27 protein-coding genes and 1 pseudogene are annotated in these 25647 nt (G+C 74.7%); 16 read left to right on the top strand and 12 right to left on the bottom strand.

The window, feature by feature from the left end; genetic code table 11:
- Nucleotides 1-39 precede the first annotated feature (39 nt).
- From ACFVGO_RS07420 to ACFVGO_RS07410, 3 genes are all read left to right on the top strand, one after another.
- Complete coding sequence (locus tag ACFVGO_RS07420) at nucleotides 40-972, top strand: NADP-dependent oxidoreductase (protein WP_380631043.1); 933 nt, start codon at nucleotides 40-42, stop codon at nucleotides 970-972.
- Nucleotides 973-1200: 228 nt separating this feature from the next.
- Nucleotides 1201-1932, top strand: a complete 732-nt coding sequence (locus tag ACFVGO_RS07415) for an MIP family channel protein (protein ID WP_380352610.1) — start codon at nucleotides 1201-1203, stop codon at nucleotides 1930-1932.
- A gap of 331 nt (nucleotides 1933-2263) precedes the next feature.
- Entirely contained in the window at nucleotides 2264-3052 is a 789-nt protein-coding gene (locus ACFVGO_RS07410) for an SDR family NAD(P)-dependent oxidoreductase (RefSeq protein ID WP_380348448.1), read from the top strand.
- On the opposite strand, the gene ACFVGO_RS07405 is transcribed toward ACFVGO_RS07410, so the two are convergent.
- A complete protein-coding gene (locus tag ACFVGO_RS07405) occupies nucleotides 3006-3917 on the bottom strand; it encodes an NAD(P)-dependent oxidoreductase (RefSeq protein ID WP_380631042.1) in 912 nt (303 codons plus the stop codon). The two genes, ACFVGO_RS07410 and ACFVGO_RS07405, sit on opposite strands and share 47 nt — an antisense overlap.
- A gap of 155 nt (nucleotides 3918-4072) precedes the next feature.
- Here ACFVGO_RS07405 and ACFVGO_RS07400 point away from each other — a divergent pair, with 155 nt between their 5' ends.
- Both ACFVGO_RS07400 and ACFVGO_RS07395 read left to right on the top strand, forming a co-directional pair.
- A complete protein-coding gene (locus ACFVGO_RS07400; protein WP_380348444.1) occupies nucleotides 4073-4621 on the top strand; it encodes a MerR family transcriptional regulator in 549 nt (182 codons plus the stop codon).
- Nucleotides 4622-4625: 4 nt separating this feature from the next.
- The gene (locus ACFVGO_RS07395) at nucleotides 4626-5399 is read left to right on the top strand and encodes a GNAT family N-acetyltransferase (RefSeq protein WP_380348442.1); all 774 of its coding nucleotides are present in this window, start codon (nucleotides 4626-4628) and stop codon (nucleotides 5397-5399) included.
- Nucleotides 5400-5820: 421 nt separating this feature from the next.
- On the opposite strand, the gene ACFVGO_RS07390 is transcribed toward ACFVGO_RS07395, so the two are convergent.
- The 7 genes and pseudogenes from ACFVGO_RS07390 to ACFVGO_RS07360 form a co-directional block, all read right to left on the bottom strand.
- Complete coding sequence (locus ACFVGO_RS07390) at nucleotides 5821-6267, bottom strand: hypothetical protein (protein WP_380631041.1); 447 nt, start codon at nucleotides 6265-6267, stop codon at nucleotides 5821-5823.
- A 4-nt stretch (nucleotides 6268-6271) separates the two neighbouring features.
- On the bottom strand, nucleotides 6272-7531 hold the full coding sequence (locus ACFVGO_RS07385; protein WP_359904434.1) for an amidase domain-containing protein: 1260 nt from the start codon (nucleotides 7529-7531) through the stop codon (nucleotides 6272-6274).
- 2 nt (nucleotides 7532-7533) lie between these two features.
- A complete protein-coding gene (locus ACFVGO_RS07380) occupies nucleotides 7534-7866 on the bottom strand; it encodes a type VII secretion target (RefSeq protein WP_359904355.1) in 333 nt (110 codons plus the stop codon).
- Between the two features lie 154 nt (nucleotides 7867-8020).
- Nucleotides 8021-8473, bottom strand: a complete 453-nt coding sequence (locus ACFVGO_RS07375; RefSeq protein WP_380631040.1) for an ATP-binding cassette domain-containing protein — start codon at nucleotides 8471-8473, stop codon at nucleotides 8021-8023.
- 103 nt (nucleotides 8474-8576) lie between these two features.
- A pseudogene (locus ACFVGO_RS07370) lies at nucleotides 8577-8723 on the bottom strand (ABC transporter); the annotation flags it as partial.
- A gap of 28 nt (nucleotides 8724-8751) precedes the next feature.
- Nucleotides 8752-10281: an ABC transporter ATP-binding protein gene (locus tag ACFVGO_RS07365; protein ID WP_380631039.1), complete on the bottom strand. Its 1530-nt coding sequence runs from the start codon at nucleotides 10279-10281 to the stop codon at nucleotides 8752-8754.
- Between the two features lie 6 nt (nucleotides 10282-10287).
- The gene (locus ACFVGO_RS07360) at nucleotides 10288-11004 is read right to left on the bottom strand and encodes a hypothetical protein (RefSeq protein WP_380631038.1); all 717 of its coding nucleotides are present in this window, start codon (nucleotides 11002-11004) and stop codon (nucleotides 10288-10290) included.
- Nucleotides 11005-11112: 108 nt separating this feature from the next.
- Between ACFVGO_RS07360 and ACFVGO_RS07355 the strand changes: the two genes are divergently transcribed.
- From ACFVGO_RS07355 to ACFVGO_RS07345, 3 genes are all read left to right on the top strand, one after another.
- Nucleotides 11113-11706, top strand: a complete 594-nt coding sequence (locus tag ACFVGO_RS07355; protein ID WP_380631037.1) for a hypothetical protein — start codon at nucleotides 11113-11115, stop codon at nucleotides 11704-11706.
- Nucleotides 11707-11946: 240 nt separating this feature from the next.
- Nucleotides 11947-12513, top strand: a complete 567-nt coding sequence (locus ACFVGO_RS07350; RefSeq protein WP_380631036.1) for an ABC transporter substrate-binding protein — start codon at nucleotides 11947-11949, stop codon at nucleotides 12511-12513.
- Nucleotides 12465-13244 (top strand): ABC transporter substrate-binding protein, encoded by a 780-nt coding sequence (locus ACFVGO_RS07345; protein WP_380631035.1) that lies wholly within the window; start codon nucleotides 12465-12467, stop codon nucleotides 13242-13244. Before ACFVGO_RS07350 ends, ACFVGO_RS07345 begins: the two co-directional genes overlap by 49 nt.
- Before the next feature lie 120 nt (nucleotides 13245-13364).
- On the opposite strand, the gene ACFVGO_RS07340 is transcribed toward ACFVGO_RS07345, so the two are convergent.
- The 4 genes from ACFVGO_RS07340 to ACFVGO_RS07325 form a co-directional block, all read right to left on the bottom strand.
- Nucleotides 13365-14519: a PP2C family protein-serine/threonine phosphatase gene (locus ACFVGO_RS07340; RefSeq protein ID WP_380631065.1), complete on the bottom strand. Its 1155-nt coding sequence runs from the start codon at nucleotides 14517-14519 to the stop codon at nucleotides 13365-13367.
- Between the two features lie 204 nt (nucleotides 14520-14723).
- A complete protein-coding gene (locus tag ACFVGO_RS07335; RefSeq protein ID WP_359904334.1) occupies nucleotides 14724-15146 on the bottom strand; it encodes a MarR family transcriptional regulator in 423 nt (140 codons plus the stop codon).
- A gap of 87 nt (nucleotides 15147-15233) precedes the next feature.
- The gene (locus ACFVGO_RS07330) at nucleotides 15234-16583 is read right to left on the bottom strand and encodes a M48 family metalloprotease (protein ID WP_380631034.1); all 1350 of its coding nucleotides are present in this window, start codon (nucleotides 16581-16583) and stop codon (nucleotides 15234-15236) included.
- A gap of 149 nt (nucleotides 16584-16732) precedes the next feature.
- Nucleotides 16733-17515, bottom strand: a complete 783-nt coding sequence (locus ACFVGO_RS07325; protein WP_380631033.1) for a universal stress protein — start codon at nucleotides 17513-17515, stop codon at nucleotides 16733-16735.
- A gap of 327 nt (nucleotides 17516-17842) precedes the next feature.
- Here ACFVGO_RS07325 and ACFVGO_RS07320 point away from each other — a divergent pair, with 327 nt between their 5' ends.
- The 8 genes from ACFVGO_RS07320 to ACFVGO_RS07285 all read left to right on the top strand — a co-directional run bounded on the left by ACFVGO_RS07320 (nucleotide 17843) and on the right by ACFVGO_RS07285 (nucleotide 25610).
- Nucleotides 17843-19072, top strand: a complete 1230-nt coding sequence (locus tag ACFVGO_RS07320; RefSeq protein WP_380631032.1) for a CapA family protein — start codon at nucleotides 17843-17845, stop codon at nucleotides 19070-19072.
- Between the two features lie 164 nt (nucleotides 19073-19236).
- Nucleotides 19237-19608: a GNAT family N-acetyltransferase gene (locus ACFVGO_RS07315; protein ID WP_380631064.1), complete on the top strand. Its 372-nt coding sequence runs from the start codon at nucleotides 19237-19239 to the stop codon at nucleotides 19606-19608.
- 288 nt (nucleotides 19609-19896) lie between these two features.
- The gene (locus ACFVGO_RS07310) at nucleotides 19897-20679 is read left to right on the top strand and encodes a 2,3-dihydro-2,3-dihydroxybenzoate dehydrogenase (protein ID WP_359904319.1); all 783 of its coding nucleotides are present in this window, start codon (nucleotides 19897-19899) and stop codon (nucleotides 20677-20679) included.
- A gap of 157 nt (nucleotides 20680-20836) precedes the next feature.
- Nucleotides 20837-22048 carry an isochorismate synthase DhbC gene (gene dhbC, locus ACFVGO_RS07305; RefSeq protein WP_380631063.1) on the top strand — a complete coding sequence of 404 codons (1212 nt, stop codon included), beginning with the start codon at nucleotides 20837-20839 and terminating at the stop codon, nucleotides 22046-22048.
- Nucleotides 22045-23724, top strand: coding sequence for a (2,3-dihydroxybenzoyl)adenylate synthase (locus ACFVGO_RS07300; protein WP_380631031.1), 1680 nt, complete (start codon nucleotides 22045-22047; stop codon nucleotides 23722-23724). Before dhbC ends, ACFVGO_RS07300 begins: the two co-directional genes overlap by 4 nt.
- A gap of 70 nt (nucleotides 23725-23794) precedes the next feature.
- Complete coding sequence (locus ACFVGO_RS07295; RefSeq protein WP_359904316.1) at nucleotides 23795-24529, top strand: isochorismatase family protein; 735 nt, start codon at nucleotides 23795-23797, stop codon at nucleotides 24527-24529.
- Nucleotides 24526-24759 carry a phosphopantetheine-binding protein gene (locus tag ACFVGO_RS07290; RefSeq protein WP_380348422.1) on the top strand — a complete coding sequence of 78 codons (234 nt, stop codon included), beginning with the start codon at nucleotides 24526-24528 and terminating at the stop codon, nucleotides 24757-24759. The genes ACFVGO_RS07295 and ACFVGO_RS07290 overlap by 4 nt, the downstream gene beginning before the upstream one ends.
- A 14-nt stretch (nucleotides 24760-24773) precedes the next feature.
- Nucleotides 24774-25610, top strand: a complete 837-nt coding sequence (locus ACFVGO_RS07285) for an AMP-binding protein (RefSeq protein ID WP_380631062.1) — start codon at nucleotides 24774-24776, stop codon at nucleotides 25608-25610.
- Nucleotides 25611-25647: the final 37 nt, after the last annotated feature.

Genomic DNA, 25647 nt, shown 5'->3' with positions numbered 1-25647 from the left:
GAAGCCGCCGGCAACTCCACTGAAACCTAAGGACCTTCCATGACCAAGGCGATCGCCTTCTCCGAGTTCGGCGGCGCGGACGTGCTGCGCCCGATCGACATCGAGCTGCCCGCGCCCGGGCCCGGCCAGGTGCGGGTCGCGGTCCGCGCCGTGGGCGTCAACCCGGTGGACCGCAGGCTGCGCACCGGCGAGCTGGCCGCGCTCTTCCCGGTCGTCTTCCCCTATGTGCCGGGTGTCGAGGTGTCCGGCGTGGTCGAGGCCGTCGGCGCCGGGGTGGGCGGCTTCGCTCCCGGCGACGAGGTGTTCGGCAGCATGATGGGCGGCGCGTACGCGGAGCACGCGCTGGTGGACGCGGCGGTGCTGGCCCACAAGCCCGCGGGGCTGGGCTGGGAGGAGGCTGCCGCGCTCCCGACGGCGGCCGAGACCTCCGAGCGGGTCCTCGACCTGCTGGGCGTGCGGTCGGGCGAGACGCTGCTGGTGCACGGCGCGGCCGGCGGGGTCGGCACCGTGCTGCTCCAGTTCGCCCGGGCGCGCGGGATCACCGTGGTCGGCACCGCCGGCGAGGCGAACCACGACCACCTGCGCGAGCTCGGCGCGATCCCGGTCGCGTACGGCGAGGGCCTGGCCGAGCGGGTGCGGGCCGCCGCGCCGGGCGGGGTGGACCGGGCGCTGGACGCGGCCGGGCGGGGCGGGGTGCTGCCGCTGTCGATCGAGCTGACGGGCAGCGCGGACCGGGTGCTGACGATCGCCGACGTCGTGGGGGCGCAGGAGCACGGCGTCCGGTTCAACGGCGGCGTCGAGGGCGTGGAGTCCCACCACCGGCGCGCGTTCGCGGCCGCGCTCGCCCTGCACGAGGCGGGCACCCTGCGGCTGCCGCTGCACCGGGTGTTCCCGCTGGCGGAGGCGGCCGAGGCGCAGCGGGTCAGCGAGGCCGGGCACCTGCGCGGGAAGATCGTGCTGACGGTCCGATAGCCGTTCACCGCCCGTCCTGTACCCGTCTGCCCGTTTTACCTCCGTTTTGCATTGGGCTCGCCATTTTCGTACGGTTTCATCCGTTCGGAGTAATTCGGCAGGCGGACGCGCCGTGAACACGGCGCTGAGCCGTCCGGCCGACATGCGGTCCCCCGAACGGTCGACCAGGGTTGGCCGGACGTGGGCGGCACCGGACCGCCTGCCCTGACGGTCAGGAGGACCAGGCGCATGGGCGGAACGGACAGGCGGGCGGTGATCGGCGAGTTCGTCGGGACCCTGCTGCTGGTGTTGCTGGCGGTGGGTGCGGCGGTGCTCGCGGGGGAGGCGATCGGTCCGGTGGGCATCGCGTTCGCCTTCGGCTTCGTGCTGCTGGCGCTCGCGTACGCGCTCGGCCCGATCTCCGGCTGCCACGTCAACCCGGCGGTGACGCTCGGTTTCCTGCTGGCGCGCCGGATCGACGGCCGCACGGCGGTGTCGTACTGGGTGGCGCAGGTGCTCGGCGGCATCGCGGGCGCGGCGCTCGTCCTGCTGCTGGCGAAGCAGATACCGGGGCTGGAGACCCACGGCAAGCTCGGCACCAACGGCTGGGGCGACCGCTCCCAGGTGCACATCAACGCCGGCGGCGCGTTCCTGACCGAGGTCGTCCTCACCTTCCTGCTGGTCTACGTCGTCCTGGCGGTCACCCACCGGCTGGCCGCGGTCGGCTTCGACGGGCTGCCGATCGGCGTCGCGCTGGTGGTCGTCCACCTGGTCGGCATCCCGCTCACCGGCACCTCGGTCAACCCGGCGCGCAGCCTCGGCCCGGCGCTGTTCGCGGGCGGCGAGGCGCTGTCGCAGCTGTGGCTGTTCCTGCTCGCCCCGCTGGTCGGCGGCGCGCTGGCGGCGGGCGTGCACCTGCTGACCCACCCGCAGCCCAACCTCCCGGTGGCGCAGGCCCTGGCCACCGACGCGCGGGTGTAGGTCCTGGCCACCGACGTGCGGGTGTAGGTCCCGCAGTCGAGCCGGCGCGGCGGCCGGGACCGTACCGACGGTCCCGGCCGCCGCCGTTCCGGCTCTCCGCCGGCCTCGTCCTCGCGCTCCCTGCGTGTCGCTCTGGAGCTTGTTCGCGGTCCCTTCGCAGTCCCTACGTGCTCCCTTCGCGCTCCTTTCGTGCTCCCTTCGAGCCGCCTGGCGTCGTCCTGGGGCTGCTCCGGGACCGCTCCGGGACCGCTTTTGCGCCGCCGACCGTCCGGATCCGGCGTACCGCCCGAAGAGCCCCGGCTCCCGCCCGTCGGCTGGGTAGAGTCCCGCCATGGTGACTGTGAACGCGGAGAGCCCGGCGGGCGGGCGGCTGGCCGGCCGCTCCTGTGTGGTGACGGGTGCGGCCAACGGCATCGGGAGGGCGGTCGCCGAACGCTTCGCCCGGGAGGGCGCGTCGGTGGTCGCCACCGATGTGGACGCGGCCGGGCTGGACCGGCTGGCCGAACGATTCCCCGGCGCCGTCAGCACGGTGGTCGGCGACGTGGCCCGGGACGAGGACGCCCGCCGGATGGTGGCAGCCGCCGTCGAGCGGCACGGGCGACTGGACGTCCTGGTGGCCAACGCCGGGATCATCCCCCTGATGGAGATCACCGAGGCCACCGCCGAGGACTGGGACCACGTGATGGCGGTGGACGGCCGCGGCATGTTCCTCACCTGCAAGTACGCGATCGAGGCGATGACCGCCCAGGACCGGCCCGGCGGCTCGATCGTCTGCCTGTCCTCCATCTCCGGCGAGGCCGGTCAGCGCGGCCAGGCGGTGTACGGGCCCGCCAAGTTCGTCGCCTCCGGCCTCACCAAACACCTCGCCGTGGAATGGGCCGACCGCGGCATCCGGGTCAACGCCGTCGCCCCCGGCACCATCACCACCGCGCGCGTCGCCCGGCTGTACGACGAGCCCGGTGGCCCGGAGTACCTCGCGGCGATCGAGAAGCGGCACCCGATGGGGCGGCTGGGGGACCCGGCCGAGGTCGCGGCGGCCGTCCTCTTCCTCGCCTCCGACGACGCGTCCTTCGTCACCGGGGTCGTGCTGCCGGTGGACGGCGGGTACCTGGCGCAGTAGGGCCGCCACCGGGCACCCGGCTCCCGGTGAGCAGCTCGACCAGGACGGACACTCCGTCCGCCCCGTGTCCGGCGCCGACCGCCGTCCGGGTGAGGGCGAGCGCCGCGTCCAGCACGGAGGTGTCCAGGCCGCGCGCCCGGGCGGTGTGCGCGACGTGCGCCAGCCCGGCCTCGGCGGAGGCGAGACTGCTGCGGTCGCCCGGATGCCTGCGCTCGTCCGCGCGCTGCGCGTAGCCGTCGATCAGCGGCGGCAGCAGGCGCGGCAGGCCCTGGGCGTACGGGGCGAGTTCGGCGCCGCCGATGCCCTCGGCGCGGGCCAGCGCCAGGGCGTGCAGGTAGCCGTGCACGGTGGTCCAGAACAGGTCGAGCAGGGCGGCGTCGAAGGCGCTCGCCCGCCCCGGGTCCGCGCCCACGTGGCGTACGGTGCCGCCCAGTGCCCGCAGTGCGGCCTCGTGGGCGGCGAAGGCCTCGGCGTCGCCGCTCAGGAGGACGGTGCCCTCCGGGCGGCCGACGGTCGGGGTGGGGGTGAGGACCGCGGCGTCCAGGAGGCGGAAGCCCCGGGCCTCGGCGTCGGCGGCGTTCGCCCGCGCGTCGTCCGGGGAGACCGAGGTGGCGTTGACGACGGTCCGGCCGCGCAGCGCCGTTCCGGCCGCCTCCAGCACGCTCCGGGCGGCCGGCTGGTCGCGGACGCAGAGCAGCGCGAGCGGGGCGTCCGCCACCGCCTCGGCGGCGCTCGCGGCCGACCGCGCGCCGAGGGCGAGCGGCTCGGCGTCCCGGCCCGGTGTGCGGTTCCACACGGTGACCGGATGTCCGGCGGCCCGCAGCGCCCCGGTGAGCGCCCGGCCCATCGGGCCCAGGCCCAGCACGGCAACGGCGGTTCGGGCAGGGGTGGTTGAGGAAGATCGTTCGTTCGGCACGGCGGCTACGCTAGAGCTTCACGCCGACGGCAGAGTCAAGGCGCAGAGGCACGGTGGAACGTCGCGGCGGACGGCGCGGACGCTCCGCCGAGGAGGTGTCCGCGATGCGGATCGGAGAACTCGCCCGGCGCGCCGGCGTCACCCCGCGCGCCCTGCGCTACTACGAGGAGCAGGGGCTGCTCGCCCCCGAGCGCCGCCCCAGCGGCTACCGCGAGTACGACGAGCGGGACGTGGACACCGTCCGGGGCATCCGCACCCTCCTCGCGGCCGGGCTCAACAGCACCGTGATCGCCGAGATCCTCCACGGCCTGCCGCTTCCCGGGCAGCGAACGCCCGGCCCGACCTGCCCCGAGTTGCTCGCCGGCCTGGCCCGGGAGCGCGCCAGGATCACCCGGCAGATGGACGAACTCGACCGGGCCCGGGGCCTGTTGGACGCCATCATGGGTGCTCGGGCGCCGGGCGAGGCGATCCGGTCCGGCCGGATCGGGGCGGCGGAGCGGACGCCGGGCGCGGATGCGGCCCCCGCGGATGCGGCCCCCGTGGGTGCGACCGCCGCGGGTGCGACCGCCGTGGATGCGACCGCCGGGGACCGTCGCCCGCGGTCGGCGGCACGGAAACTCGATGGCGCGCGCTCCCGGACCGTGCTGGAGTGAGCGGATGGATCATGACGAGGTGCTCGCCCTGTTCGACGACCGGCTCCGGCGCAACGCGCCGCCCGACCCCGGCTGCCGCGTCGAACGCGACGGTGCGGTGATCCGGCAGGTGGGCCCGGAGCACAGCTGGAACGGCGTCGTCTGGTCCGGCCTGGACGAGGCCGGCGCGGACGCGGCGATCGCCGCGCAGGTGCGCCACTTCGCCGGACTGGGCCTGGAGTTCGAGTGGAAGGCCTACTCCCACGACCGCCCCGCCGATCTCGGCGCCAGGCTGCTGGCGGCCGGCTTCACCCCGGAGCCGGACGAGGCGCTGATGCTCGCCCGGATCGCGGACCTGCCCACCGACGCGGCCCTGCCCGAGGGGGTCCGGCTGCTCCCGGTGACCGACCCGGCCGGGGTGGACCTGCTGATGGAGGCCCACGAACAGGCCTTCGGCTCCGAGCACCCCGGGCTGCGCGCGCGGTTGCTCGACCACCTGCGGCACGGCACCTCGACGGTCAGCATGGTCGTCGCGATGGCCGGCGACCGCCCGGTCAGCGGCGCCCGGATGGAGCTGGTCCCGGACACCGGGTTCGCCGGCCTCTGGGGCGGCGGCACCGCACCGGACTGGCGCGGCCGGGGCATCTACCGGGCCCTCATCGCCCACCGGGCCCGGCTCGCGGCCGAACTCGGCTACCAGTACCTCCAGGTCGACGCGAGCGACCAGAGCCGGCCCATCCTCCAGCGCCTCGGCTTCGCCTGGGTGAGCACGACGACCCCTTACGTGCGCCAGCCGTAGGCCCGGCCGCAGGCGGCCGCGGGCGGCCGAGGGCGGCCGAGGGGCCGGGGCCGGAGGGGCCGGGAGTCGAGGGGGCCGGGGCCGGAGGGGCCGGGACCTGGGGAACTGGGCCGATCGGCAGGGGAGTACGGGGGTGCCGCTGCTCAGGATGTGCCGTTCGGTACATGCGGGGGAGGGCCGGCCGGGGTCATCGTTGAGGCACCACGAGCGGGGACCGTCCGGGTCCCCGGGGAGGAGCCTCGGCGTGTTCGACCTCTACCACTACCACCCGCGCGTCCTCGGCACGACGGCCGTCGTGCCCGCCGCCCTCGGCGGCTTCGCTGTCAGTCTCAGCCTCGGGCTCGGGCTCGGGCTCGGGCTCGGCCTCGGCCTCGGGTTCGGGTTCGGGTTCGGGTTCGTGCGCCGGGTTGCCCGGCGGCGATCAGGCCGGGAGCCGTGTCCGGGGCACCGCGGCCGGATCGACCGCGCCCGTGAGCGGGCCCTGCCCGAAGCAGCTGCTCCGCTGAGCCCCGGTGTCGTGCACGGCGGTCTGCACCAGGGCGTACTGGAACGGCACCCCGATCGCCGCCAGCGGCAGAAGTACGCACAGCAGGGCGTGCCCCGGGCCGATCCGGAACGTCCTGCGGCGCACGGCGGCGACGAGCTGCCAGCCGCCCCAGCACACCGAGACGACGGCCAGCCCCAACCCCGCCCAGGCGAGCGGCAGTACGGGGGCCGGGGCGCCGGGGCTGTCCTGGCAGCGGCTCACGAGCCCGTGGATGTCGCCGTCCGCGACGAGCGTCGGCACGCCGCACGCCCACCCGAGGCAGGCGAGCAGCAGCGGGCCGCCCGCCCGGAGCCACCGCGGGGAGCGCTGTTCTTCACTCATACGCCTAGTACCAGTCCGGATTCACGCGGACGAAGTGCAGCTTCTGGTGCCCGCGCTGCTCCTGGAAGCTGTCGATCCGGCCGCCCATGCTCGCGTTCTGCTGGCCGCCGCTGTGCTGGGTGTAGCGGATGTCCCCGTCCGGGGTCACCGCCGTCACCACCGCGGTGTGGTGGACGACGCCCTTCTTGTCCTGGGAGTCCTGGTCGGAGTCCTCCTCGTAGTAGACGATGTCCCCGGGCTTCACTTCGCCCGGCGGGACCTCCTGACCGCCGTGGCGCATCATGAAGTCGTGCATGTTCTGCGCCCCGGCCCAGCTCTTCGAATAGTCGAGCCGCTGGTCGAGCCAGTCGCCGCCCGCGTCGTCGCTGCGTCCCCAGGTGTCGTCCCCGCGCCAGCCCCACCACTGGTCCCACTTGGCGTGCACGCCGCCCTGGCGCAGCGCCTCGGAGGCGAAGTTGGTGCAGTTGTCGTCGAAGACGTCGATGGTGGTGTCGTTCCAGTGCTCCAGCGCCCACTGGACCGTCTTCACCCGGTCGTACTTGGCGTTGGGCCCGCCGCGCAGGCCCACCTTCACGTCGTCGGGGATGCCCGGGAGGTTGGCGAGGGTCACGGGGTCGGAGAGCATCAGCTGCTTGTGCTGGTTGTCGGTCAGCGCCTTCCACCAGTCGGCGACCAGTCGGGGGTCCTGCCCGCTGGGGATGCCCCCGGTGTACATGGACAGTTCGGTCTGCGAGGCTTCGCGCTGGAGCTGGTCCAGTGCCTTGCGCGGGTCGGTCTCGCAGGTCGCGGCGGCGAGCTTGCGCAGTTCGGCGGAGGCCAGCTTGTCGGCCTGGGCGGCCTCGCGCAGCGCCTCCTGGAGCATGGCGTCCACCTCCTGGACGGCGTTGTCGTTCGAGGCCGCCGCGCCGCCGCTGCCGTGGACGGTGGCGGTGGTCTCGTCGACGGTGAGGCCGTACTGCTGGGCCATGTCCAGGGCGGAGTTCAGGGTGAGCTTGGCCCGGGTGATGCCGGCGCTCAGCCCGTCGAGGATCATGACGACGCCGCGCATGATGTCCGCGCCGGCCTCCAGGATCTGGGCCTGCTCCTGGAGCTTGCGGCCGGCGGCCTCGCCGACCTTGTCCTTCCAGTTCTCCTTGAGCGGGTCGACACCGTTGGCATGGATGTCGTTGACGGCCTGCCACGCCTGCTTGGACAGGGAGAGCCAGGAGCCGGCGGCGGCATCGACGTCGATGCTGTTGGCGGCCTTGAGCGCCGCGATGGTCATCGTCACGGCTGCTGCCCCGGTTCCGTGCCCCCGAGGTCACCGAGTGCGGCGTCGAGCCGGCGGGCGTACTCCTGGTCGGCCTGGTCGTAGGACTGCGCCGACTCGTGCAACTGTGAGGAGTAGAGATGGAGTTGATCGACGACCGACTTCACGTGGGCCTGCCAGGCGTCGGCGCAGTCCTTCAGTGCCGGACCGGAGTCCCAGGCCGACATCGCGTCGGCGGCCGTGTGGCTGTTGTCGAGCCAGTGCCCGACGGGGCCGAAGGTCTTGGCGGCCTCCGTGAGGCCGTTCGCCGACTGTCGCAACGCATGTGTCTGGACGTGGATGTGGTTCACGGTCAGGTCCCCCTACCCGGCTATGTCGATCCCGATCGACATGGGTGCGGCCATCGTAACGACCGGTTTGGAAGGGAAAGGTCATCCGAAAGTCATGAAAAAGTAATTCAACGGGGCTGGTTGCCTTGCTTCCTGTCGGACGGTGGGCAGCCGGTCACCGGCGCGGAAACCGGGCCTCGTCCGGACCTGACGGGAAGAGACCGCCCGGGAGGACCTCCCCGGGCTCGCCGGAGAACGCCACCTCGCCCCGGTGCAGCACGTGCACCACCGCGGCCCCGGCCAGGGGGTGCGGCAGCGACTGCGCGGCGAGCACGGCCGCACGGCCGTCGGCGGCGCCGGCCAGCAGGTGGGCGTGCAGCCGCGCGGTGACGGCCGGGGCCAGGCCGCGCTCCGGCTCGTCCAGCAGGAGCAGAGCGGGCCGCGTCGCCAAGGCCCGCCCGACAGCGACGAGTTGCTGCTCGCCACCCGACAGGGCGCCGGCCCGGCGGCCCAGCAGGGCGATCAGCTCCGGGAACAGTTCCAGCACCTCGGCGCGCCCCGGCCCACCCAGGAGCAGGTTCTCGGCCACGGTCAGCGAACCGAACACCCCGCGACCGGCCGGGACCACGGCCAGGCCCCGCCGCACCCGTTGGTGCAACCGACAGCCCGCCGATGTCCCGGTCCCGCCAGAGCGCCCGCCCGCCCGACAGCGGTACCACCCCGGCCAGGGCGTGCAGCGCGCTGGTCCGCCCGGCCCCGTTGCGGCCGAGCAGGACCGTGACGGCGGCGGACGGGAAGTCCAGGTCGACACCGTGCAGCGCCTCCAGCGGGCCGTAGCGGACCCGGGCGGCACGAAGGGCGGCTTCGACGGGAATCAACCCACCCCGGAGGTCGGGCGGTTCGGCATCATGTGGCGGCTCCCCACGCCCGGGTGACCCGGGGATCGGTCAGGACGGCCGCGGCCGGTCCGGCGGCGACCACCCGACCCTGCACCATGGCGTAGACGGCATCGGCGAGTTCGGCGACCAGTTCGGCGTCGTGCTCGACCAGCTGCAGCGCCATGCCGCGCTCGGTGAGACCGCGCAGGACGGACACCAGGCGGGCCGTCTGCGCGGCGTCGAGGCCCGCCGCCGGTTCGTCCAGCAGCAGCACCCGGGGCTCGCCCGCCAACGCCCGTGCCGGCTCCACCAGGCGCAACACCCCCGTGGGCTGCCCACCGGCCGGTTCGGCGGCGATCTGCTGGAAGGTCCGCCCAAGCCCCAGCCGCACCCGCCGGTGCGCGGGCAGCCCGGTGACGTCCCGCCCGCCGAGCGGCACCCGCCCGCCGTCGGGCCGCACCGTCCCGGCCAGACAGTCGAACAAGGTGCTCTTCCCCGCCCCGTTGGGCCCGATCAACGCTGTGATCCGCCCCGCCCGCGCCACCAGGTCCACCCCGCCCACCGCCTCGATCCCCCCGTACCGCCGCACGACGCCCCGCGCGGTGAGTCGGGCGGTGGGGGAGTGGCGCTCATGGTCGTGCCCCGCGCGCTGCGGAGCGGCCTGCCGTTGTGGGGCGGGGTGGTCATGGCAGTTCCTCCGGTGAGGTGATCTGCGCTGTGGGCGTGGGCGTGGGCGTGGGCGTGGGCGTGGGCCTGCGCCTGCGCCTGCGGATGACGATGCGCCCGTGCGGCCGGCCCCCTGCCCGCGGTCGGCCCGTGCGCTGCACTTTCCGCCGCGGCGAGCAGCGGGTGAGCCGAGAGCCTCGGGACCGCCCTCGCTGCGGTGCCCATCGTTCGGTCGCTCGTGGCTGTGACTCGCCGGTGACTTCGCCGGGTGGCTCTGACGGCCCTGCGGTATCGCCCGACGGGTTGGGCGCAGGGGGACCTGGTGATCACGACCGCCCGCCTCGCGCGGTGATCCTCGCTCCCCGGCCCAATCGGCCGGGCCGTACCCCGTGGGGTCGGTGGCAGCCAGGTGGGGCTGAACGGGCCCGCCGCAGCTCGTAGCCGCTGCATTGCTGTTCCGGAGTGTGTGTGCCCTGGCCCCTCGGGCAACGCCTGCCGCGGTCCGGCGGAGACAGTCGTCCCTCTCCCTCCGCGGGCCGTGCGACAACCGCTGTCCGTGGCCGAGGGGCTTGCCGGTCCTTGGCCCGGCGGCTCGGTGGTCCTCGTCGCGGCTGGGGCCCCGAAGGTTCCGCCGGGTCCCCCGATGGCCTGCGTGGTGGGGGACTTGAGGATCATCGCCGTCCGTCCCGTGCGATGAGGGACCGTAGTCGGCGGCCGGTCGGGGTGAGGCGGGACCCGGGGAGAGGGGCCGTCGGGGGTGCGCGGCGAGTCCGCCGGGGAGGGGGAGGGCGGCGATTCCGCCGGGGAGGCGGCCGATCGTGGCGGCGAGGACGCCGACGGCGATGGCGGAGACTCCTGCGACGGTGCCGGCGTCGAGGGGCGACGGGCTCATGGGCGGTCAGCCACTCGGCGGGGCGGACTCGCCCGGACGGGTGGGGCCCGGCCCGGCGGCGAACGGAGAGCAGAGCGGGCAGGGCGTCAGGCCCCGGGTCCGGACGGCGTTCGCGTCCACCGGTGCGGCCAGGTCCTTGCCGGTGACCAGTGGGAAGTCCGGCCGGTGGTAGCGGGTGCCCTCGGGGACGGCCAGCCACCAGGCGTCATCGGTGACATCGGCCTCGCCGGCTTCGTCGGCCTGCCCCGAACGGTCGGCCTGTCCGGAACGGTCGGCCGGGTCCGGTGGAGCGGGCCCGGCGTCCGGTTCGACCAGCAGGTCGTACAGCCGTTCCACCCGTCGGTCGGTCAGATCCGTGTGCTCCGGCGGGGACGGCGGTCGCAGTGCGATCAGGAGGGTCCCGGACACGATCAGTGCCGTGCCGGGGATGGTGGACGAGGTTAGGTAGGGGACCTGCTGCTCGACGAAGCGCTCACCGGAGGTCCCGTACCAGCCGAGCACGCACAGTACCGCGTCGACCGCGGCGAGCAGCCAGCCCGCCCACTCCCGGGCGGTCCGCAGCGGCCGAGTCCGACGGAACCCGTCCCGACGGATCCCGTCCCGGAGGAACCCGTCCCGACGGAATCCGTCCCGGACGGCGCGCAGCGGGTGGCCGCCGCGTCGGACGGGCGAACCCTCCGGGGCGTTACGGGTGATTTCTCCGTCGGATTGTGATTCATCCATGGATCCGCCTTCATGGTGTCACTTGAGACGTTTCCAGGATCGGCCTGGAACAGCATCCGGGACACGGAGAGCGGGGCCCGGGCGGCGCAGTCGAGAGGGAAGACCACCATGCACGTGACGCGAAGCGGCACCCCCGAGGACGCCCGCCGGGCCCGGCGGGCGGCGAGGGTACTGCTCGTCCTGCTGCTCGCGGGTACGGCGGCGGCGTGCGGCAGCGACGGCAAGTCCGGCTCTGCGGCCACCTCCCCGGCGGGGACGGGTGCCACCGTCACGGCGACCGCCACCGAGTCCGCCCCTGCGACGGCCACCGCCACCGCCACCGGCACGGCCCCCGCCGACCCGGCCGCCGCGAAGGGGGAGATCACCACCAACTGGGAGAGGTTCTTCGACCCCGACACCCCGATCGCCGACAAGGCCCAGCTGCTCCAGGGCGGCGACGAACTGCTCCCGGCGCTCCAGGGCTTCGCCCAGGACCCGAGGGTCGGCCAGGTGCAGGCGAAGGTCGCCGGCGTCGCGTTCACCGACGCGAGCGACGCGACCGTCACGTACGCGCTCTCGCTGCAGGGCAACGTGGTGGAGCCGAGCGCGACCGGCCAGTCCGTCCTCGACAACGGCACCTGGAAGGTGTCCCGCTCGACCCTGTGCGGTCTGCTCACCCAGGCCGGCGGTGCCACGGCCACCCCGATCCCCGGCTGCGGCTGACCGGCTGCGGCCGACCGCCGCGCCGCCCGGCCGACGACGCGCTCCCGCGCCGGCGGCCCGGCCGTGTCCGGGCGGCGGTCCGCCCGGACCGCTCCCGCGGCGCCCTCACCGGCCGCTTCGCCGTCCTCCTGCCGCCCCTCGCCGCGCTGCTCGCCGGCTGCGGCACCCGGCTGCCGGCTGCCGGCCGAGGCCTTCGCGACCCGCCAGACCCTCGCCTCCCCTGCTGCGGGAGCCACCGGCGTGACCGGAGCCACCGGTGCGGCCGGGAGCGCCAACCCCGCCTCCGACACCGGGGTCACCGCCACGGAGGTCAGGATCGGGCTGGTCACCTCGCTCACCAGCCCGGTCGGCAGCGAGGTGTTCAGCGGTCCGCGCTACGGCGCCCAGGCCTTCTTCCAGGCCCTCAACGACCGCGGCGGCCTGCACGGGCGCACCGTCCGGCTGGTGACCTGCGACGACGGCGGCAGCGGGGTCGGCAACCAGGACTGCATGCACCGGCTGATCGACCGGGAACACGTCTTCGCCTTCGTCAGCGGCAGCGTCCTCGACTACGCGGGCGCCCCGTACGTGAGCGGCAAGGCGGTGCCGGACGTCGGCGGTCAGCCGATCGGCACGGAGTACGACCGCTGGCCGCACCTCTACGGGATCTACGGCAGCGGCGCCCCGCGCGACGGACGGTCGGCTGGAACGGCACGCTCTACCAGGGCACCGAGGTCTTCCGGTTCTTCAAGCAGCGACTGGGCGCGACCAGCGCCGCCGTGGTCGCCCACAACCAGGCCGACTCGACCCGTTACGCCGGACAGCTGAAGGCCGGGCTGGAGGCCGAGGGGTGCCGGGTGCTGCTCCGGACGGTGGACTTCGCGCTGCCGAACTTCCAGGCGGTGGCCGCGGCGGTGCACGCCGACGGCTCGCAGCTGCTGTTCGACGCGATGGACTCCCGGGGCAACGCGGCGCTGTGCCGGGCGCCGGACGAGGCCGGGGTGACGGTGGCGGCGAAGGGCACCAACGTGCAGAACTGGTCGGAGACGGTGCGCACCGACTATGCCTCCTCGCCGGACTGCCGCAACGCGCTGTGGGCGACCTCGTCGAGCCTGAACTACGAGGACGAGCAGTACCCGGCGGTCCACGACTTCCGGACCGCGATGGCCCGCTACCACCCGGACCGGGCCGCCCTGCTGTCCGCCTGGGAGCTGGAGGGCTGGGCGGGCGCGCAGTGGCTGACCGACGCGCTGGACTCCTGCGGCGTCGCGCCGACGCGCTCCTGCGTCGAGGCGTTCATGAACCGCGCCGAGCCCTACGACGCGCACGGCTTGATCCTGCCCGCCTCCTTCGTCCCGCAGCCGCCTCCCACCGGGCCGACCCGGGCGTGCCTGAACGCCGCCCGTTGGCAGGACTCGGCCCAGGGCGGGCAGGGCGGCTGGGTCACCCAGGTGCCGTCGATGACCACGAACTGCTTCGACGTGCCGCAGCTGCCGTACAAGCCGTGGCGCAGGGTCCGATCGACAGCCGACAGCCGACAGCCGACGGATTTCAGCTAACAGCTTTCAGGGAACAGCTTTCAGGGAACAGCTTTCAGATGACGGCTATCAGATGACAGATTTCGAAATCTGTCATCTGTTAGCCGTCATCCATTGCTTGTCGTTGCCGGTCGCCCACCCTCACGGCAGCCGCTCGACCACCACCATGGCCGCGTCGTCGTCCAGCCTGCCGCCGACGTGCGCGAGCAGATCGCGGCGCAGGCTCTGCAGCAGGGCGGTGGGGCGCTCGGAGCGCCAGGCGGTGACGCGTTCGGTGAGCGGGTAGAAACGCCGCTGGGCGTCGCGGGCCTCGATCACGCCATCGGTGTAGATGAGCAGCCGGTCGCCGGGCCGGAACGGGAAGGTCTCCGCCTCGTACCGCGCCGGCGCGAGTTCGCCGAGGCCCAGCGGCGGGGAGGGATGGTGCGCGGCGAGGGTGGTGATGCCGCCGGCGCGCAGCAGCAGTGGGGGCGGGTGGCCGCAGTCGATCAGGCGGACCGGGGAACCGTCGTCGGGGATGTCGAGCAGGACGGCGGTGATGAAGGATTCTCCGGCTTCGCCGCTCTCCTCGGGGGGCTCCTCGGGCGAGGGGAGGGGCAGGGCGGACAACGCTTGCAGGCCCTGCCGCTCGCGTCGCTCACGCCGGTCGCGGCGGTCCCGTCGGGACTGTTCGGCGAGCTGGGCGAGGTCCCAGCTGACGCTGCCGTCCAGGTAGGCCGCCAGGTCGGGCAGTTCGGCGTGCAGGTGGGCGGCGGCGCGGAAGGCGCCGAGCAGCAGGGCCGCGTCGCCGAGCGAGGACAGTCCCTTGCCGCGGACGTCGCCGACCAGCAGCCGGGTGCCGGTGGCGGTGCGGGCGGCCGCGTACAGGTCGCCGCCGACCTGCGCCTCGGCCTCGGCGGCCAGGTAGACCGAGGCCAGGTGCAGCGGTCCGATCCGTTCCGGCAGCGGGCGCAGCAGCACCCGCTGGGCGGCCTCGGACACCGAGCGCACCCGGGCCAGCTCGCGCTCGTGCCGCTCGCGCAGCACCCGCAGGCCGACGATCAGCACCGAGACGATCAGCTGCGCGCTCAGCTGGGTCTCGATGTTCGCGCTGGTCAGGCTGTCGCGGACGGCGCCGATGACGGTCAGCGCGGCGAACGCGAGCGCGGCGACCGCGGCGGTGGCCCGGGGTCCGGCGAAGGAGGCGGTGAGGGCGGGGGCGACGATCAGCAGCGGGCCGAGGTGGATGTCCGGCGGGGAGAGGATGTCGACCACGGCGATCAGCACGATCAGCGCGAGGGTCAGCGCCGTCAGCACCCGGCGGTCGGGCAGCCAGGCGCGGCGGCGGTCGGGGGGATGCGTCGCGTTCGAGCGGTGCGGCGCATCGGGACGCTGCCGGAGGGGCACTCCTCCTCTGTACACCGTGGAGGCGGAGGGGCGCACCCGGAAGGGCTCGACCGGCCCCTTCGACCGGCTCTCCGTTAGGCCCCTCCGGCCGGTGTTCCGGGTGGCTCCCCCAGGTCAGCCCTCCTGGCCGTACCGGGCCAGGTAGTCGGCGAAGCGGGCGACGTCCTCGTCGGACCAGTCGGTGAAGCGCGCGGTGAAGGAGAGCCTGCGCTGCTCGTTGGCGTCCCGCAGCAGGGTGAGGCCGGCCTCGGTGGCGCGCAGGATCTGGCCGCGCTGGTCGTCCGGATCGGTCTCGCGGGCCAGCAGGCCGAGCTTCTCCAGGGCGGTGACCTGGCGGCTGACGGTGGACTTGTCGAGCATGAAGTGCGCGGCCACGTCGGCGGCCCGGCAGCCGCCGCGCTCGGTGATCAGGTCGAGGATGCTGTACGTGACCAGGGAGAGGTCGGGGTGCAGCTGGGAGGCCTTGTGCCGGGCGCGGCGGGCGAAGGCGGTCAGCTCGCGCTGGATGGTCTCGATGGACGACTGGCGGCCGGGCACGGCGTTCCTATCTCCTCGATATTTGTTGCACTATACAACGGATTTGCCCGGGGTCGCACGCTGCTCCGGTGCTCGCCGCTCCGGCGCTCATCGCCCTGCTGCCCGCCGCCCCGGCGCTCGCTGCTCCGGTGCGGCCCGCCATGCGCGGGCGGCGGCGATCCGCCTGGTCGCACTCGGGTGAGTGGCGAACAGTAGCTCAAGCACCCTCGGCGGGTCGACATCCGAGACGTTCGCCACGGCCAGTCTGCGCTGCATGGCCACGAACTGCTCGACGTCTCCGGTCAGTTCGAGCGCGTGCCGGTCCGCCCTGGCCTCGATCCGGCGGCTCACCGCGCACTGCGGCGGCCCCGACAGCGTGCCCAGCAGCGCCGCGAGCGCCGCCAGCAGCGGCAGCGCCCGGGGGTCCGCCGCGTCCGTCGCCCCGGCGGCGTCCAGCAGCGGCGGCCAGGCGGCGAGCAGGCCGAGGACGGCCACCGCGACGGCCGCGCCGACCGCGCCCAGCGCGGTGCCGACCGGCACGTCCCGGTGCTTGACGTGGCCCAGCTCGTGCGCGACCACCAGCTCCACCTCGCGCGGCTCCGCGGTGGTCAGCAGCGTGTCGTACGCGACGATCCGGCGGGTCGCCCCGAACCCGGAGACGTACGCGTTGAGCGCGGTGGTGCGACGGGAGGCGTCCGCGACCAGGACGTCCCGCACCCGGACGTCGTCCCGTTCGGCCAGCGCGAGCAGCGCGGTGCGCAGCTCCCCGGGGGGCATCGGGGAGAAGCGGTTGAACACCGGCTCGATCAGCAGCGGATGGAGGAAGGAGAGCGCGGCCGTCAGCAGCGCCGCCGCGCCCGCCGCCGGCAGCCACCAGTGCTGCGGCGACCAGGCGGTCAATGCGAACAGGCCCAGTGCGAGCGGGAGGACGAGGACGAGGGTGAGCGCGAGGCCGCGTACGGCGTCCAGCGCCCAGCCGGCCCAGCCCTGGGTCACCAGCCCGTACCGGGCCCGGACGGTCCGCGCCCCGGCGCCGAACGGCAGTTGCAGCGCCTGGCCGAGCACCACCAGGGCCGCCGCGCCGGCCAGCACCCCGGCCGTCCGGGAGCCGCCGAACCAGCCGCCGACGGCGGTCACCAGGGCGGCACCGGCCGGGGTGAGGCCGAGCAGCAGGGTCAGCGCCAGGCCTGCCAGCCGTCCGCCCAGTGCCCACGGCAGCTGGGCTCGGCGCAGCGCGCGGCCCCGGGCGCGCTCGTCGGGGGTGAAGTCCGGCGCGGGGGCTTCGTCGGGCGGGGTGCATTCGGAGGTCGCGGGCTCGGCCGTCACGGTCTCGGAGGCCATGGTCTCGGAGGCCACGGCCTCGGGGATCGCGGTCTCGGGGTTCGGGGGTTCGGCGGCCGGGGGTTCGGCGGCCGGGGGTTCGGCGGCCGGGGGTTCGGGGGCCGGGGTGGTGTCCATGGCGGGGTGCGGCTCTTCCGGTCGGGTCGCGGGAGGGGCGGTACGGCGGTTCGGCGATTGTCCAGCGGTGGTCCAGCGGTGATTCAGCATGGCGTACCCGACGGGGCGATGCGCATGCCGCGGCCCGGCGGTCGCCCGCGGGCGGCGGTTCACTCCTCGGTGGGCCCGGTGGCGCCGTGGACGCCGGAGCGCAGCAGTTGGTGGCCGAGGTCCACCAGGGCGCGGCCGACCGCGAACTCGTCGCCGACGGCGGGGGCCGGGGCGTCGCGCGGGTTGCGGCGGGAGCGGGCGTCACTGTGCAGCACGTCGCCGTCGGCGTTCAGCACGGCGTGCACCCGGGTGGTGTCCTCGTCCTCGACCACGTGCAGGCTGAGCTGCCAGTCCTTGGTGCGCACGGCGCCGGGGGCCGATTGCTCGACGCCCTCGCCGCCGGCCGCGACCGGCGGCGGGGCGGCCACCGTCCCGTCGGCGCGGACGATCACCACGGGGCAGGCGCCGTGCACGGCGCAGCGGGTGGACACCGAGCCGAGCAGCGTCCGGGCGAAGGTGCCCCGGCCCCGGCTGCCCAGCACCAGCAGGTCGGCCCCCGCCGCCGCCTCCAGCAGTACCTCGGCGGCGTGGCCGAGCACCAGGCTCTCCCGGACCTCCACCGGGCGGTCCGGGCCGAGGATCTCGTTGATCTCGGCGCTCAGCGTGCGGCGGGCGGTCCGCTCGAAGCCGTCGTCCACCATCGGCGCGAACCACCCGTACAGCGAGGGGTACTCCCAGGCCGCCACCGCGTGCACCGCCGCGCCGGTCAGCACGGCCTGGCCGACCGCCCAGCGCAGGGCCGCCTTCGACGGCCCGGAGCCGTCGATCCCGACCACGATCCGGTGCTCCCGGGTGAGGGGCGGGGGACTGCCGCCCACGGCGGAGATCTGATTGCTGCCCATCACGCCACACCTCCCGGCCTTCGGCGCGGGACTCGCTCCCTGCACACCACGCTGCGCGCCCCGCCCGCCTCCGCGCCAGGGACACGGTGGCCGGGTCGGCCGGGGCCATTGGGACGGTCGGGCCAGGGGGGCGTCCGGCGACCGGCCGGCGATGCCGGGCCCCCGATGCGCGGTCGGCGATGTCCGCCGGTCGATGTCCGACCGTCGATGCGCAGCCCGGCCCGGGGGTGTCCTTTGTGGCTGGAATGTTGCGGGCTCGGGCCCGGGTGGTGGTGATTCGGTGGCGTAGGCTGACCGCTCTTGCATCATCCTCGGGGGGATCCACTCATGCGCCGTGTCGCGGCCGCCGTCGCGCTGCTCGTCGGAATAACCGCCGTCGCCGCCTGCGGGCCGGACGACCCCGAACCGGCCCCGGCCTCCGCCGCCCCCGTCCCGCCGTCCTCGGCGCCGGACGGTTCGCCCTCCGGCACGGCCCCGGGCAAGAGCGCCCCGCCCCGGCCCGACGGCACCATCACCGTCGCCTTCGCCGGGGACGTCCACTTCGAGGGCCGCACCGAGGCCCGGCTGGCCGTCCAGCCGCCCGAGCTCGCGCTCGGCCCGATCTCCCGCACCCTCGCCGACGCCGACCTGTCCGTCCTCAACCTGGAGACCGCGATCACCGGGCGCGGCGCCCCGGAGCCGAAGACGTACACCTTCCGCACCTCGCCCAAGGCGCTGTCGGTGCTCAAGGACTCGGGCGTCGACGTCGTCTCGATGGCCAACAACCACGCCGTGGACTTCGGCGCCGACGGCCTCACCGACACCCTCGCCGCCAAGGACTCCTCGCCGATCCCGGTGGTCGGCTTCGGACGCAACGCCAAGGAGGCGTACGCCCCGTACGTCACCACCGTGCGCGGGGTGAAGGTCGCGGTGGTCGCCGCCAGCCAGGTCGAGGACCTCACCAACCAGAAGTGGCGGGCCGGCGCCAACAAGCCGGGCATCGCCTCGGCTCTGGACGTGCCGGCGCTGGTCAAGGCGGTGGAGACGGCCAAGCAGCAGGCTCCGGTGGTGCTCGTCTACCTGCACTGGGGCGACGAGGGCAAGGCCTGTCCGACCGGTCCGCAGACCACCATCGCCAAGAAGCTCGCCGGCGCGGGCGCCACGGCCGTGGTCGGCACCCACGCGCACACCATGGTCGGCTCGGGCATGCTCGGCAACACCTACATCGGCTACGGCTTCGGCAACTTCCTCTGGTACGGCACCTCCAACTACCCCAACTCCAACGAGACCGGTGTCACCACCCTCACCCTCGCCGCCGACGGCAAGGTGACCGGCGAGGCCTTCACCCCGGCCACCATCGACGACAAGGGCATCCCGGAGCCGGTCAGCGGCGCCACCGCCGAGGCCGCCCTCAAGCGCCGCGACGGCCTGCGCGGCTGCACCGGCCTCTCACCGGCCCCGGCCGGCCCCGGTGCGGCACCGACGACCCCCACATCTCCGGCCACGACCCCCACCGCTCCCGCGAAGGCCCCTTCGGGTCCCGCGAAGGCGGCCACCACCCCCGCCGCCCCGCGTTAGCCCGCGCTGGTCGGGCACGCACGAGGAACTGACGACCGAACGGCTCTCCCTGCTGCGCCCCGCGGAGGGCGACATCGACGCCGTCCTCGCCGTCCACCGGGACCCGGCCACCTGCGTCCACAACCCCTCGGACGCCCTCGCGACCCGCACCGGAGGCCGAAGAGCTGTGCGGCCGCTGGAACGCGGTCCGGGAGCGCCACGGCTTCGGCTACTGGACGGTCCGCGAGCACGACTCCCCGGCCGTACTGGGCTTCTGCGGCATCAAGCCGATGACCTTGGCGGGTCTGCCGATCCTCAACCTCTTCTACCGCCTCGCTCCCGCCGCCTGGGGTCGCGGCGTGGCGACCGAGGCCGCCACCACCGTCGCCGCCTGGGCGTCCGCCCACGCCCCGGACCTCCCCCTGATCGCCCGTGTCCGCCCGGAGAACCTCGCCTCCCGGCGCGTCGCCCTGCGCGCCGGCCTGCGCCGCGCGGAACACCTCGACGGTGAGGGCTGTGACGGCTTCGACCTGATCTTCGCGAGCCGCCTGCCGTAGGGACCCGCCGGACACTGCGACCACGTCCACCAGCACCACAGGCACGACCAGCGCCACTGCCGCAGACGCCGAGGCCGAGACCGTAGGACATCGAGGCCGCAGACGCAGAGGCCGCCCGCCCCCAACCCGGGGGCGGGCGGCTTTCTCGTGTTCGGGGGCGCGTTCGCGGTGGGGGCGGCCGCCGCGGTACCAGCGGGAGCGAGTTGACGTTCGCACAGGCTCTCGATGCAGGCGAACAGCTGTGTTAGGTTAGGCTTGCCTAATCTTGCTGGTCGGAGGGGATGTCCTGTGCAGCAGCAGTCCGAATTCGCCGGTGCCGTGGCGATGGTCACCGGGGCCGGGCAGGGCATCGGCGCGGCCGTGGTGCGGGCGCTGGTGGCCGAGGGAGCCGTCGTCGCGGCGGTGGACCGCAACCGCGGCGGGCTCGACGCCCTGGTGGCCGAGCTGCCGACGGTGCGTCCGTACGTGCTCGACGTGTCCGCCGCCCAGGCGGTCGACGACGCCGTGGAGTTGATCGAACGCCAACTCGGGCCGATCGGCACGCTGGTGAACGTCGCGGGAATCCTGCGCACCGCACCGGTCGTCGAAATCTCCGACGGGGACTGGGCGGATACCTTCGCGGTCAACACCACCGGCGTCTTCCACACCGGCCGTGCCGTCGGCCGTCGGATGGCGGACCGCGGGCGCGGGGCGATCGTGACCGTCGGGTCCAACGCCGCCGGGGTGCCGCGGGCCGGGATGGCCGCCTACGCGGCGTCAAAGGCGGCGGCCACCATGTTCACCCGCTGCCTGGGGCTGGAACTCGCCCGGTCCGGGGTGCGGTGCAACGTGGTGTCGCCCGGCTCGACCGACACCGAGATGCAGCGCGCCCTGTGGGGCGAGGACGCCGAGGCGGCCGAACGCCGGGTGATCGAGGGCGACTTGAGCGCCTGGCGGGTCGGCATCCCGCTCGGGCGGATCGCCGCGCCCGCCGACATCGCGGAGGCGGTGGTGTTCCTGGCCTCCGACCGGGCGCGGCACATCACCATGCACGACCTGTACGTCGACGGCGGCGCGACCCTGCGCGCCTGAGCGGGGCAGGGCGGTGCCGATCGGCGCCCCGTCCGTCCCTCCTCCTTGCCCGCCCTCCCTCTCCTCCCCGCCCTCCTGTTCCTCCTCGTCCCCCGTAGAACCGTCCCAGACTGGAGAGACCGCCGTGACCACGGTGCACCACGCCCCTGCCGGGCCGATACCCGCCGGGCCCGACGCCCCGGCGACCGTCCTCGCCGAGGGCCCGGACCACGCCGTCATCGGCGCGGCCAGCGGACTGCTCGGCCAGTACCGGGCCGGCTCCGACGAGGCGTTCTTCGCCTCGCCGACCCGCACCCTGCTCGGCTCCGGCGTGCACGCCCGGGTGCCCCAGGACGGGCGGCCGCTGCCGGTGCGGGTCGCCGAGACGCTGGCCGAGGCGGGCCGGGACGGGGTCGAACGGCCGCTGGTGGTCGGCGCGGTGGCGTTCGACCGGGACAGCCGGGTCGAACTCGCCGTGCCCTCCCGGGTCCGTACCGCCGGGGCGCTGCGCGACGACCCACTGATCGCGCTGCCCGCGCCGGCGGCCGAGCGGATCGACTGGCGGATCGCCCCGGTGCCCGCGCCGGAGGCGTACGGCGCCGGCGTCGCGGCGGCCGTCGAGCGGCTGCGCGGCGGGGAGTTGAGCAAGGTGGTACTGGCCCGGACGCTGGAGCTGAGCGCCGCCGAGCCGCTCGACCTGCCCGCCATCCTGCAGCGGCTGGCCCGGCGCGACCCGGGTGGCTACACCTTCGCCGTCCCGTCCGGCGGCGGCCGCACCCTGATCGGCGCCAGCCCCGAACTCCTGCTCTCCCGGCGGGGAACGGCCGTGCTGGCCAACCCGCTGGCCGGCTCGGTCCCGCGCAGCGAGGATCTCGGTGAGGACGTCAGGCGCGCCGCCGCGTTGCTCGAGTCGCCCAAGGACCTGCACGAGCACGCCGTCGTGGTGGACGCCATCAGCGAGGCGCTGGCGCCGTACTGCCGCACCCTCGAAGTTCCCGAACGGCCCACCCTGGTACGGACGGCCGCGATGTGGCACCTGGCCACCACGATCCGCGGCGAGCTGGCCGACCCCGCGGTCTCCGCCCTGGAACTGGCCTGCGCACTGCACCCCACCCCGGCGGTCTGCGGCACGCCGACCGACGTCGCACGCCGGGTCATCGGCGAGGTCGAGCCCTTCGACCGCGGCCTCTACACCGGCATGGTCGGCTGGGAGGACGCGACCGGCGACGGCGAGTGGGTGGTCACCATCCGCTGCGCCGAGGCGCAGGAGCGGACGCTGCGGGTGTACGCCGGCGCGGGCGTGGTCGAGCAGTCCCGGCCGGAGGCCGAACTCGCCGAGACCAGCGCCAAGTTCCGCACCTTCCTGGACGCCGCGGGGGTGGCCCGGTGACGCCGCTGGAGACCGCCCGGGCGGGCTTCACCCCGTACCCCGCCGAGTTCGCCGAGCGCTACCGGGACGCCGGGTACTGGCGCGGCGAGACCTTCGGGCGGATGCTGCGCGAACGCGCCGCCGCGCACGGCGAGCGCATCGCCGTCGTCGACCCGGGCGGTCGCTCGGTGGCGGCCGCCGAGCGGCGCTGGACGTACGCCGAACTCGACCTCCGGGCCGACCGGATGGCCGCCGGGCTGCTCGCCCGAGGCATCCGGGCCGGGGACCGGGTGGTGGTCCAACTGCCCAACGCCGCCGAGTTCTTCGAGGTCGTCTTCGCGCTGTTCCGGATCGGCGCGCTGCCGGTCTTCGCGCTGCCCGCCCACCGGTACGCCGAGATCGGGTACTTCTGCTCCTTCACCGGGGCGGTCGCCTATGTGGTGCCGGCCGTCGAAGGCGGTCACGACTACCGCGAACTCGCCACCCGGGTACGGGCGGAGAACCCCGCGCTTCGGCTGGTGCTGGTGGCCGGCGAGGACCCGGGCGAGCACGCCCGGCTCGCGGACGTGCCCTGCGACGGTCCCGGACCGGAGGCCTTCGGCGGGGAGCCCGGGCCCGGGGACGTCGCCTTCCTCCAGCTCTCCGGCGGCAGCACCGGCGTGCCGAAGCTGATCCCGCGCACCCACGACGACTACATCTACTCGCTGCGCGGCTCGGTCGAGCTCTGCGGGCAGGACCGGGACAGCGTGTACCTGTGCGTGCTGCCCGCCGCACACAACTTCCCGCTCAGCTCGCCGGGTTCGCTCGGCACGCTGTACGCCGGCGGCCGGGTGGTGCTCTGCCCGCAGCCCGCCCCGGAGACGGCCTTCCCGCTGATCGAGCGCGAGGGCGTGACCATCACCGGGCTGGTGCCGCCGCTCGCACTGCTCTGGCTGGACGCCGCCGAGCGCGGCGCCCGCGGGTACGAGAGCCTGGAGGTACTGCTGGTCGGCGGCGCCAAGTTCAGCGAGGAGGCCGCCCGGAGGGTGCGGCCGGTGCTGGGCTGCACGCTCCAGCAGGTGTTCGGGATGGCCGAGGGACTGGTCAACTACACCCGGCTGGACGACCCGGAGGAGCTGATCACCACCACCCAGGGCCGGCCGATCTCGCCGGACGACGAGGTCCGGGTGGTGGACGACCAGGACCGGGACCTGTCCGACGGCGCCACCGGCCACCTGCTCACCCGCGGGCCGTACACCATCCGCGGCTACTGGAACGCGCCCGAGCACAACGCCGCCTCCTTCACCGCGGACGGGTTCTACCGCACCGGGGACCTGGTCCGGCGCACCCCGACCGGCCACCTGGTGGTCGAGGGCCGGGCCAAGGACCAGATCAACCGGGGCGGCGAGAAGGTCGCCGCCGAGGAGATCGAGAACCACCTGCTCGCGCACCCCGCGGTGCACGACGCGGCGGTGGTGTCGATGCCCGACCCGTACCTGGGCGAGCGCACCTGCGCCTACGTGGTGCTGCGTGCCTCGCACCGTGAGAACCCACCCAAGAGCGTCGAGTTGAAGAGGTTCGTGCGGCAGCGCGGGCTCGCCGAGTACAAGGTGCCGGACCGGGTCGAGTTCGTCGCCGCCTTCCCGGCCACCGGGATCGGGAAGGTCAGCAAGAAGGACCTGCGCGCCGCGATCGCGGCTTCGCTGACCAGCCGCTGAGCGCCCGCGGATCGGCCGCCGACCGCCCGTTGACCCCCCACACCGCCACGTCTAGCTAAGGAACACCACCGTGGGCCTGCCCCGCATTCCCCGCTATCCCATGCCCGCCGCCGAGGAGCTGCCCGCCAACCGGGTCTCCTGGACGGTGGACCCGGCGCGCGCCGTGCTGCTGGTGCACGACCTGCAGAACCACTTCCTGGACGCCTTCGACGCCGAGGCCGCGCCGGTGCCCGAACTCCTGCACAACGTCTCGGCGTTGGCAGGTGCGGCGCGCGCCGCCGGTGTCCCCGTCGTGTACTCGGCGCAGCTCGGCGGGCAGAGCCCGGCCGAGCGCGGGCTGCAGCAGGACTTCTGGGGCCCGGGCATCCCGGACGACCCGCGGGCCACCGCGATCGCCGAGGCCGTGGCCCCGGAGCCGGTGGACACGGTGCTCACCAAGTGGAAGTACAGCGCCTTCGTGCGCACCGAGCTGGAGCAGCTGCTGCGCGAGCAGGGGCGGGACCAGCTGGTGATCACCGGCGTGTACGCGCACATCGGCGTGCAGGCCACCGCGTGCGACGCCTGGATGCGGGACGTGCAGGCCTTCGTGGTGGCCGACGCGGTCGCCGACTTCGGCCCGGCGGAGCACCGCGACGCGCTGGCCTGGGTGGCCGGGCGCTGCGGGACGGTCACCACGGCGACGGCCGTGCTAGGGGCGCTGGCTCCGGCCGCCCCGGGCGTTTCGGATGTCCAGGGTGTCGCGGGCGTCGCTGGTGTCACTGGTGTCGCGGTTGTTGCGGAACTCGAAGGGGTGAGCGGGAAGTGACGGGCGTGGGCTTCACGGTGGAGCGGATCCGGGCCGAGGTCGCCGATCTGCTCGGCGAGGACCCGGCGGAGATCCCGCTGGACGAGAACCTGGTCGACTGGGGGCTGGACTCCATCCGGCTGATGACCCTGGCCGGGCGCTGGCAGGAGGCGGGCGCCGAGGTGGCGTTCGTCCAGCTCGCGGAGCGGCCGGCGATCGAGGCCTGGGCCGAGCTGCTGGGCGCGGCGTGATGGTGCCGGAGGTGATGGCGCCGGACATGGCGGCGGCGGGCGTGACGGCGGCGGGGGTGCGCGAGGCGGTCCGCGGCGCGGCCCCGGGTGCGGTCCGCGAGGCGGTGCTGTCGGCGGCGCCCGAGCTGCCCGCACTGCCCCGCCGTACGGTGCGGTACCCGGCGACCACCGCGGTGGGTCCGGTCGAGGCGCAGGCGGCCCGGACGCCGGACGCGCCGGCGCCGGTGCTCGCGGACAGGGAGACCGTCCGCTACCGGGAGTTGAACGTCGCGGCCAACCGGTTGGCGCGCGCCCTCGCCGCTCGCGGGGCCCGCCCGGGCGCGGTGGTCGGTCTGGCGGGCGTCCGGCGTCCGGCGGAACTGCTGACGGCGCTGCTGGCGGTGGCGAAGTCGGGCGCGGCGTACCTCCCGCTGGACCCGGCGGACACGCCCGGGCGGCGGGAGCGGCTGCTGGCGGAGAACGCGCCGGTCTGCGTGCTGGGGGAGGGGGTGCCGGGGGCGTTGGCCGGGCTGGAGACGGGCGGCGAGCTGCCCACCGACCCGCCCAGGGCGCTGACCCCGCACCACCTGCTCTGCGTCGGGTACGGCCCGGGCGGGCGCCCGACCGCCGTGCGGCTCACCCATGCCGAGGCGGACCGCCGGGTGCGCGAGCTCCAGGCCGAGCACCCGCTCGGGCCGGGCGACCGGGTGCTCCACCTGGGCCTGCCGCTCTGGGAGTACCTGTGGCCGCTGCGGACGGGTGCCGCCGTGGTGCTCGCCGACCCGTGGCAGGAGGGCGAGGTCGGGGAGCTGGTGCGGAAGCTGGGCGTGACGGCGGTGCGGGTGGCGCCGGGGGTGCTGCTCGGCGGGTGAGGGCGGGCGGCCGGGCGCTACGGGGTGCGGACGCGGA

Source organism: Kitasatospora sp. NPDC057738, from assembly GCF_042798815.1.
Lineage (GTDB): Bacteria > Actinomycetota > Actinomycetes > Streptomycetales > Streptomycetaceae > Kitasatospora > Kitasatospora lactacystinica.
The sequence above is the reverse complement of the archived record's forward strand: the minus strand, read 5'-3'. Positions and strand labels throughout refer to the sequence as shown.

Bases quoted from the DNA above. Each gene is read 5' to 3' on its own strand.
- ACFVGO_RS07420 (WP_380631043.1), top strand. From the start codon at position 40: ATGACCAAGGCGATCGCCTTCTCCGAGTTCGGCGGCGCGGACGTGCTG.
- ACFVGO_RS07415 (WP_380352610.1), top strand. From the start codon at position 1,201: ATGGGCGGAACGGACAGGCGGGCGGTGATCGGCGAGTTCGTCGGGACC.
- ACFVGO_RS07410 (WP_380348448.1), top strand. From the start codon at position 2,264: ATGGTGACTGTGAACGCGGAGAGCCCGGCGGGCGGGCGGCTGGCCGGC.
- ACFVGO_RS07400 (WP_380348444.1), top strand. From the start codon at position 4,073: ATGCGGATCGGAGAACTCGCCCGGCGCGCCGGCGTCACCCCGCGCGCC.
- ACFVGO_RS07395 (WP_380348442.1), top strand. From the start codon at position 4,626: ATGGATCATGACGAGGTGCTCGCCCTGTTCGACGACCGGCTCCGGCGC.
- ACFVGO_RS07390 (WP_380631041.1), bottom strand. From the start codon at position 6,267: ATGAGTGAAGAACAGCGCTCCCCGCGGTGGCTCCGGGCGGGCGGCCCG.
- ACFVGO_RS07385 (WP_359904434.1), bottom strand. From the start codon at position 7,531: ATGACCATCGCGGCGCTCAAGGCCGCCAACAGCATCGACGTCGATGCC.
- ACFVGO_RS07365 (WP_380631039.1), bottom strand. From the start codon at position 10,281: ATGAGCCCGTCGCCCCTCGACGCCGGCACCGTCGCAGGAGTCTCCGCC.
- ACFVGO_RS07360 (WP_380631038.1), bottom strand. From the start codon at position 11,004: ATGGATGAATCACAATCCGACGGAGAAATCACCCGTAACGCCCCGGAG.
- ACFVGO_RS07355 (WP_380631037.1), top strand. From the start codon at position 11,113: ATGCACGTGACGCGAAGCGGCACCCCCGAGGACGCCCGCCGGGCCCGG.
- ACFVGO_RS07330 (WP_380631034.1), bottom strand. From the start codon at position 16,583: ATGGACACCACCCCGGCCCCCGAACCCCCGGCCGCCGAACCCCCGGCC.
- ACFVGO_RS07325 (WP_380631033.1), bottom strand. From the start codon at position 17,515: ATGGGCAGCAATCAGATCTCCGCCGTGGGCGGCAGTCCCCCGCCCCTC.
- ACFVGO_RS07320 (WP_380631032.1), top strand. From the start codon at position 17,843: ATGCGCCGTGTCGCGGCCGCCGTCGCGCTGCTCGTCGGAATAACCGCC.
- ACFVGO_RS07285 (WP_380631062.1), top strand. From the start codon at position 24,774: ATGGCGCCGGACATGGCGGCGGCGGGCGTGACGGCGGCGGGGGTGCGC.